Here is a 7,815-nt window from a genome sequence, read left to right on the forward strand (position 1 = left end):
CTACCTTTGGTGAGTCAGCACCGGCGGATCAACTGTTCAAAATGTTCGGCTTTACAACTGAAAACGTGGTGAAACAAGCACAAGAACTGCTTGCTTAAGTCTTCTTATTTTTAATGCAAAAGCCCAGCGAGTCATTCGCTGGGCTTTTTTGATCTTGATGTTTATGATGCTTTCCATTCTTCAGGACAGGCTTGACGTAGCGCGTCGATAAACAGACGCAGTTTGAGCGGATGTCTGCCTGCTGGATAATGACAACTAATTTCAGTGGGTGGCGACAACCATTCTGGCAAACATGCTTGCACACTGTTTGGGTGCGCTTGTTCAAAGCCTTTGGCAAACCATGTCGGCAGTAAGCCGATGCCTCTTCCTTTGGCTATCGCATCCGCTTGCATAGCTAAATTATCACTCTGCAAGCGGCTTGTGAGCGCAGGTAAAAGATAGCTGCCGTGAATAGGATGGATGAGAGCCAAGGCTTCTTGGCGAAAAGCGATAAAATCAATCCAAGGATGTTTGACTAGATCCTGTGGATGCTCTGGCATGTCGTTATTGGCAAGATAGTGTGGCGACGCATAAGGTGAATATTGCCAATGGCCGAGCAATTCACGTCTCCAGCCTTGTTGAGCAAACGGGCCAATCCAAATCAGTAAATCAGGCTCAAGATGCAACTCTTCTGCCACATATTGGCTGTAGAGTCGAATGTTGATTTCGGTGTGGGTTTGCATGAATTCATCTAATACATTGCTCAACCAGCCACGAATTAAGTTCGGATGAACCACCAAGGTCATTTCACCGCTGATTTGGTTATTAAACTCTTGCAGTGCTTCATGGCTTTTTTCTGCTAATTCAAGCAGCTGTTCTGTATAAACTGCAAAAACTTGCCCAGCTTTAGTCAAAGTTAGACGGTTGCCTTGCCGAGCAATTAAGGCTTGTCCGAGATCGTTTTCCAAAGACGCCAAACGTCGACTGAGGGTGGACTTAGGCTGTTCCAGCGCTTTCGCCGCCGCAGTCAGGCTTTTGTATTGACAGAGAGCATGGAAAGCTTTGATCGCACTGAAATCATGCATAAGTAAAATGGCCTTTTAATCTAATCATCACTGTGTTCCATATTCGGTATCGACCATTCCATCTGTCTATCTATCTCAATCATCAAAATTATGAATAATCCACTCTTGAAATTAATAATCATTATCATTTAAAGGAGTGGTACATGTCCAGACTCAATCCGCTGAATGTTGCAATTACTGCAGCGCTCGGGTTATTCACCTCATCACACGTGTTCGCTGAAGAAATTCAATCTTATGAGAAATTAGTGGTGACGGCGGCTGGTTTTGAACAAACACAAGCGCAGGCTCCAGCGAGTATCAGTGTGATTACACGAGAAGAGTTGCAATCACGTTATTATCGTGATGTAACCGATGCACTGCGCAGTGTGCCGGGCGTGTTGGTGACTGGAGGTGGTGATAAAACAGACATCAGCTTGCGCGGTATGAGTTCAAACTACACCTTGATGTTAGTCGATGGTAAGCGTCAATCTTCGCGTCAAACTCGACCAAATAGTGATGGCCCAGGTATTGAGCAGGGATGGATGCCACCACTGCAAGCCATTGAACGAATTGAAGTTATTCGTGGCCCAATGTCGACTTTGTATGGCTCAGATGCCATTGGTGGTGTGATCAACATCATCACACGAAAAGATAATCAAGAGTGGTCAGGCAGTGTTCAGTTGGATACGGTTTTCCAAGAAAATCGCGATTCTGGCGATCAGAACGGCGTCAACTTCTTCCTGACAGGGCCACTGGCCGATAATCTTTCTCTGCAGGTTTATGGACAGAGCACCGAACGCGATGAAGATAAGATTGAACGTGGCTACCAAGACAAAAGCTTAAAAAGTTTAACTTCAAAGTTGAACTACCAACTTAATGAGCAGCATGATCTGACTTTTGAAGTGGGCACTTCCGCACAAGATCGCCGAGGCAATGTAGGGTTATCCGTGCCAACGACAGGTTGTAAAGGTGGGTGCGAAGACAGCTTAAACGAATACCGTAGAACCTATATTTCCCTTTCTCACCAAGGGGATTGGGGCGACTATGGTGTGTCGGATACTTATGTCCAACGTGAAGTAAGTAACAATAAAAGCCGTGAGATGGAGATCATCAATACGGTGGCTAAATCAAGCTTAGTGGTGCCATTGACTAACAATACGGCAACCGTAGGCATTGAGGCTTCACATTCAAAGTTAGAAGATTTTACCTCAAATAAAGCCTCTGATTTAACTCAGATTGAAAGCACTCAATGGGCGGCGTTTGTTGAAGACGAGTGGCGCATGACCGAGTCGTTTAACCTAACCTTAGGTGGCCGTGTTGACCACGATGAAAATTATGGTTCTCATTTTAGCCCAAGAGCGTATGGCGTGTGGACCATCAATCCAGCGTGGATTCTGAAAGGTGGCGTGGCCACGGGTTTCCGTTCACCGCAGCTCAGAGAAGTCACGCCAAATTGGGCGCAGGTGAGTCAAGGCGGTAATATTTACGGTAATCCAGACTTAAAACCTGAAACCTCGATTAACAAAGAGTTGGGGTTGATGTACCAAAATGGAGCGGGTCTTAACGCGAGTTTGACTTTCTTCCATAATGATTTCAAAGACAAAATTACCCGTGTTGTGTGCCCAAGCAACGTCTGTACTGCAGGCCCGAACGAGTGGGGCTCTGATCCCACTTATCGAGTGAACGTTGATGAAGCGTACACGCGTGGGGTTGAAAGTACGCTCGGTTTACCTATCACAGAAACAGTTTATTTCAACGCGAGTTATACCTTTACTGACTCAGAGCAAAAAACCGGAAAATATCAAGGTATGCCACTTGAGCAACAACCTGAACATCGCTTCAGCGCTGATATTGATTGGCAAGCGACTGACAACTTGAGCAGTTGGTTGAAGCTGACTTATCGTGGAAAAGAGAGCAACCCAGTCACTGGCCCTTCTCGTAGCAGCTTGATTGAGCCAGCTTATCAGTTCATCGATACTGGCATCACTTACGCGCTTTCTTCTCAAGTAAGCTTGAAAGGTGCGATTTACAATCTACTCAATGAAGAAATTTCATACCAAGAATATGGCTATGTAGAAGATGGACGTCGTTATTGGTTAGGTATTGACGTTAACTTTTAAACCATCAATACCGCAAATGAAATGGCTCCCGTTTGGTGAGCCATTTTTTATGGTCATCTTTCTTGTCGTAGCCGCCGTTGCTTGTACCTTGAGTCCGTTTAGAAACGGAATCTTTTGCGACAACTGATGGCTTGGGGTGTTGCTCTTGGTCGCTATCGGTTACTATCTGTACCACGAAAAAAGTTAAGACGATGGAATGATGCTTAAAGTCGCGATCAATGGTTTTGGGCGTATCGGGCGCAACGTGCTGCGTGCGATATATGAAAGTGGAAAAAGTCAGCAGATAAAAGTGGTGGCGGTGAATGAGCTGGCGCTACCTGATGCGATGGCGCACCTACTGCAATACGACACTACTCATGGTCGATTTGGTAAAAAGATCACCAATGATCAAGAGCATATCTATGTTCATCATGGGCTGGATGAGCATGACTCGATTCGAATTTTGCACCTTAGTGAAATCAAACTTCTGCCATGGCGCGATTTAGGCGTTGATATTGTGCTCGACTGCACGGGTGTGTACGGCTCAAAAGCCGATGGTTTGGAGCACATTGAGGCAGGTGCAAAGAAGGTACTCTTTTCACATCCCGGCTCACATGATCTCGATAATACAATCATTTATGGGGTTAACCATGAGACGCTAACCGCAGAACATCGCATTGTGTCAAACGGATCCTGTACCACCAACTGCATTGTACCGATTATTAAAGTGCTTGATGAAGCGTTTGGTATCGATTCAGGAACCATTACCACCATTCACTCGTCAATGAATGATCAACAAGTGATCGATGCCTACCACACCGATTTGCGTCGAACACGTTCTGCAAGCCAATCCATCATTCCAGTGGACACCAAGTTGCACAAGGGAATTGAAAGGATCTTTCCGAAATTTTCTAACAAATTTGAAGCGATATCAGTGCGCGTACCGACAGTTAATGTCACCGCGATGGATTTGAGTGTCACAATTAATACAAATGTGAAAGTTAATGACGTAAATCAAACCATTGTGAACGCATCTCAGTGTACATTACGTGGCATTGTTGACTATACTGAAGCTCCGCTTGTTTCCATCGATTTTAACCACGATCCCCATAGTGCGATTGTTGATGGTTCACAAACAAGAGTGAGCAACGGGCAGCTTGTTAAAATGCTCGTTTGGTGTGATAACGAATGGGGCTTTGCGAATCGCATGCTGGATACGGCACTCGCAATGCAAGCATCCGAGTAGTAGCAGGATGATGGAGATTTATTTATTTTCAGGCTTGAAATAAATAACTCAAATCTCCATATCGATAACCAGTTTGAAGAATTTATAGGCTCGGCAAGGTTGCCGGGTTTCCAAAAACTTTATTTATTAATATTTGAGAGGACAAACCATGTCTGTAATCAAGATGACCGACCTGGACCTAGCAGGTAAACGCGTATTTATCCGTGCTGACCTAAACGTACCAGTGAAAGATGGCAAAGTAACTTCTGATGCACGTATTCTTGCATCGCTACCAACAATTCAGCACTGCCTAGCGGCGGGCGCTAAAGTGATGGTTACTTCTCACCTAGGTCGTCCAACTGAAGGCGAATACGCGGAAGAGTTCTCTCTACTACCAGTGGTTAATTACCTAAACGACGCGCTAGATTGTGAAGTGAAACTGGCAAAAGATTACCTAGATGGCCTAGAGCTAAACGCAGGTGAGCTTGTTGTTCTAGAAAACGTTCGCTTTAACAAAGGCGAGAAAAAGAACGAAGAAGAACTATCTAAAAAGTACGCCGCTCTTTGCGACGTATTTGTGATGGATGCATTTGGTACGGCTCACCGTGCACAAGCCTCAACTCACGGCATTGGTATGCAAGCACCTATCGCTTGTGCTGGTCCACTATTGGCAGCAGAACTTGAAGCACTAGGCAAAGCCATGGATAACCCAGAGCGTCCATTAGTGGCTATCGTTGGTGGCTCAAAAGTGTCTACTAAACTAACGGTTCTAGAATCGCTATCTAAAATTGCTGACCAACTGGTTGTTGGCGGTGGTATTGCTAACACTTTCATCGCAGCAGCAGGCCACAACGTAGGTAAGTCTCTATATGAAGCAGACTTGCTTGAAACGGCTAAAAAGTTGATGAAAGAGTGTTCTATTCCAGTAGCAACAGATGTTGCTTGTGCAAAAGCCTTTGATGAAAACGCAGAAGCGGAAATCAAAAACGTGGCGGATGTTCAAGATGACGATATGATTTTCGACCTAGGTCCAGACTCAACCGCACAACTGGCTGAAATCATCGCTAACGCAAAAACCATTCTATGGAACGGTCCTGTTGGCGTATTTGAATTCAAAAACTTCGAAGCAGGTACAAAAGGTATCTCTGAAGCGATTGCGAAATCTGCAGGTTTCTCAGTGGCTGGTGGTGGTGACACACTGGCGGCAATCGACAAGTTCGGTATCAAAGCGGATGTCTCTTACATCTCTACTGGCGGCGGTGCATTCCTTGAGTTTGTTGAAGGTAAAGTACTACCAGCGGTTGAAATGCTAGAAGCACGCGCGAAAGCTTAATGACTAATGAAAGCGGGAGTGATTCCCGCTTTCTTGTTTGCTGCACGTGTGTTTTTATTCTGATAGAATGACGCCAGTTGTGAGCAAACGTTTGCAAGAATTTAAACTTAACTGTTTTATTTTTAAAACGATAGAAAAAATAGGATCAAATCCATGTCTAAGATCTTCGATTTCGTAAAACCAGGCGTAATTTCTGGCGATGACGTACAGAAAGTATTTGAAGTTGCAAAACAAAATAACTTTGCTCTTCCTGCAGTAAACGTAGTGAACACTGACTCTATCAATGCGGTTCTTGAAGCTGCATCTAAAGTTAAAGCGCCAGTGGTTGTTCAGTTCTCTAACGGTGGCGCGGCTTTCTTTGCTGGTAAAGGCGTTAAACTTGCTGGTCAAGGTGCACAAATCCTAGGTGCGGTTGCTGGCGCGAAATATGTTCACGCTGTAGCAGAAACTTACGGTGTGCCTGTTATTCTTCACACTGACCACGCTGCGAAGAAACTACTTCCTTGGATCGACGGTCTACTAGACGCAGGCGAAGAGTTCTTCGCTCAAACTGGTAAGCCTCTATTCTCTTCTCATATGCTAGACCTTTCTGAAGAGTCTCTAGAAGAGAACGTTGAAACTTGTGCGAAATACCTAGAGCGTATGGCTAAAATGGGTATGACTATCGAGATCGAACTGGGCTGTACTGGTGGCGAAGAAGACGGCGTAGACAACTCAGACATGGATTCATCTGAGCTGTACACTTCTCCTGAAGACGTAGCTTACGCTTACGAGAAATTAAGCGCAGTGAGCCACCGTTTCACTATCGCAGCTTCTTTTGGTAACGTACACGGTGTTTACCAAGCGGGTAACGTGGTACTGACTCCAACTATCCTACGTGATTCACAAGCGTATGTTTCTGAGAAATTTGGCCTTCCAGCGAACTCTCTAAACTTCGTATTCCACGGTGGTTCTGGTTCTTCTGAAGCCGAGATCAAAGAGTCAATCAGCTATGGTGTTATCAAAATGAACATCGATACTGATACTCAGTGGGCAACTTGGGACGGTATCCGTCAGTACGAAGCTGAAAACCATGATTACCTACAAGGTCAAATTGGTAACCCTACGGGTGAATCTGCGCCAAACAAGAAATACTACGATCCACGCGTATGGCTACGTGCTGGTCAAGCATCGATGGTTGCTCGTTTAGAGAAAGCCTTCGCTGACCTTAATGCTATCGACGTACTATAAGTTCATTTATCTGGACTAAGTGATGAACCCGCTCAATGAGCGGGTTTTTTATGGCCGAGATTCAGACAAAATGACTGGCGGATTGTTAAAATATTGCTTAACCTCTAACAAGCTCATATCAATGCTTCCAAGTAACTATTTGTTTTGTCAGTGTTTACATAAAACTGACTTTGCAACATAACCAAAGTGAGATATTGTGCCAAAAAACTGACACTCTACTGTCAGTCGTTTTTTGTCTTTGATGTTCAGTGGTAACAACAACATTCAAAATGATTTTATAAAGAGGAAATGCAATATGTCAGGTGAATCAATGGGCATCGAAGCTCCATTAGTCGATGGTTTAGCGCAAGCCAATACTTGGCTGACCAATAATTCAGATCTTTTGATACAATACGGCGTCAATATTATTTCCGCTATTCTGATCCTATTTATCGGTAACATTGTTGTTAAAGCTGTCGCTGGAAGTGTTGCCAAGGCTCTGAAAAAGAAAGACATGGACAAAGCAGTTGTTGAGTTTGTTCATGGTCTAGTCCGTTATACGCTATTTGTGGTGGTATTAATTGCCGCTTTAGGTCGCATTGGTGTGCAAACCGCTTCTGTTGTGGCCATTATCGGTGCGGCTGGTTTGGCGGTTGGTTTAGCGCTACAAGGCTCCCTATCAAACTTTGCTGCGGGCGTTTTGATTGTGGCATTCCGCCCATTCAAATCCGGTGATTACGTGGAAGTGAGTGGTACGGCTGGATCGGTTGAATCGATTCAAATTTTTTCAACAGTACTGCGCACGCCTGACAATAAAATGGTGATTGTGCCTAATGGTTCGATCATCAGTGGCCCAATTGTTAACTATTCACGCCATGACACTCGTCGTATTGATTTGGTGATTGG

General features: G+C 44.7%; 6 protein-coding genes. 5 read left to right on the forward strand and 1 reads right to left on the reverse strand.

Going from position 1 to position 7,815, the window contains the following annotated elements; all coding sequences use genetic code 11:
- Nucleotides 1-161: 161 nt before the first annotated feature.
- Complete coding sequence (locus AACQ21_RS02455) at nt 162-1,064, reverse strand: LysR family transcriptional regulator (protein ID WP_105976738.1); 903 nt, start codon at nt 1,062-1,064, stop codon at nt 162-164.
- Nucleotides 1,065-1,207: 143 nt separating this feature from the next.
- Between AACQ21_RS02455 and AACQ21_RS02460 the strand changes: the two genes are divergently transcribed.
- The 5 genes from AACQ21_RS02460 to AACQ21_RS02480 all read left to right on the forward strand — a co-directional run.
- Complete coding sequence (locus AACQ21_RS02460; protein ID WP_105976739.1) at nt 1,208-3,163, forward strand: ligand-gated channel protein; 1,956 nt, start codon at nt 1,208-1,210, stop codon at nt 3,161-3,163.
- Nucleotides 3,164-3,362: 199 nt separating this feature from the next.
- Nucleotides 3,363-4,388, forward strand: a complete 1,026-nt coding sequence (gene epd, locus AACQ21_RS02465; protein ID WP_026028484.1) for an erythrose-4-phosphate dehydrogenase — start codon at nt 3,363-3,365, stop codon at nt 4,386-4,388.
- A gap of 148 nt (nt 4,389-4,536) precedes the next feature.
- Nucleotides 4,537-5,700: a phosphoglycerate kinase gene (locus tag AACQ21_RS02470; protein ID WP_026027969.1), complete on the forward strand. Its 1,164-nt coding sequence runs from the start codon at nt 4,537-4,539 to the stop codon at nt 5,698-5,700.
- Nucleotides 5,701-5,853: 153 nt separating this feature from the next.
- Complete coding sequence (fbaA, locus tag AACQ21_RS02475; protein ID WP_013857804.1) at nt 5,854-6,930, forward strand: class II fructose-bisphosphate aldolase; 1,077 nt, start codon at nt 5,854-5,856, stop codon at nt 6,928-6,930.
- A gap of 295 nt (nt 6,931-7,225) precedes the next feature.
- A partial coding sequence (locus AACQ21_RS02480; RefSeq protein WP_146127533.1) for a mechanosensitive ion channel domain-containing protein occupies nt 7,226-7,815 on the forward strand: 590 nt, incomplete at its 3' end.

Source organism: Vibrio sp. V01_P9A10T6, assembly GCF_963877065.1.
Lineage (GTDB): Bacteria > Pseudomonadota > Gammaproteobacteria > Enterobacterales > Vibrionaceae > Vibrio > Vibrio anguillarum.

Coding starts and splice junctions, on each gene's coding strand:
- AACQ21_RS02470 (WP_026027969.1), top strand. CDS start 4,537: ATGTCTGTAATCAAGATGACCGACCTGGACCTAGCAGGTAAACGCGTA.
- AACQ21_RS02460 (WP_105976739.1), top strand. CDS start 1,208: ATGTCCAGACTCAATCCGCTGAATGTTGCAATTACTGCAGCGCTCGGG.
- AACQ21_RS02455 (WP_105976738.1), bottom strand. CDS start 1,064: ATGCATGATTTCAGTGCGATCAAAGCTTTCCATGCTCTCTGTCAATAC.
- epd (WP_026028484.1), top strand. CDS start 3,363: ATGCTTAAAGTCGCGATCAATGGTTTTGGGCGTATCGGGCGCAACGTG.
- fbaA (WP_013857804.1), top strand. CDS start 5,854: ATGTCTAAGATCTTCGATTTCGTAAAACCAGGCGTAATTTCTGGCGAT.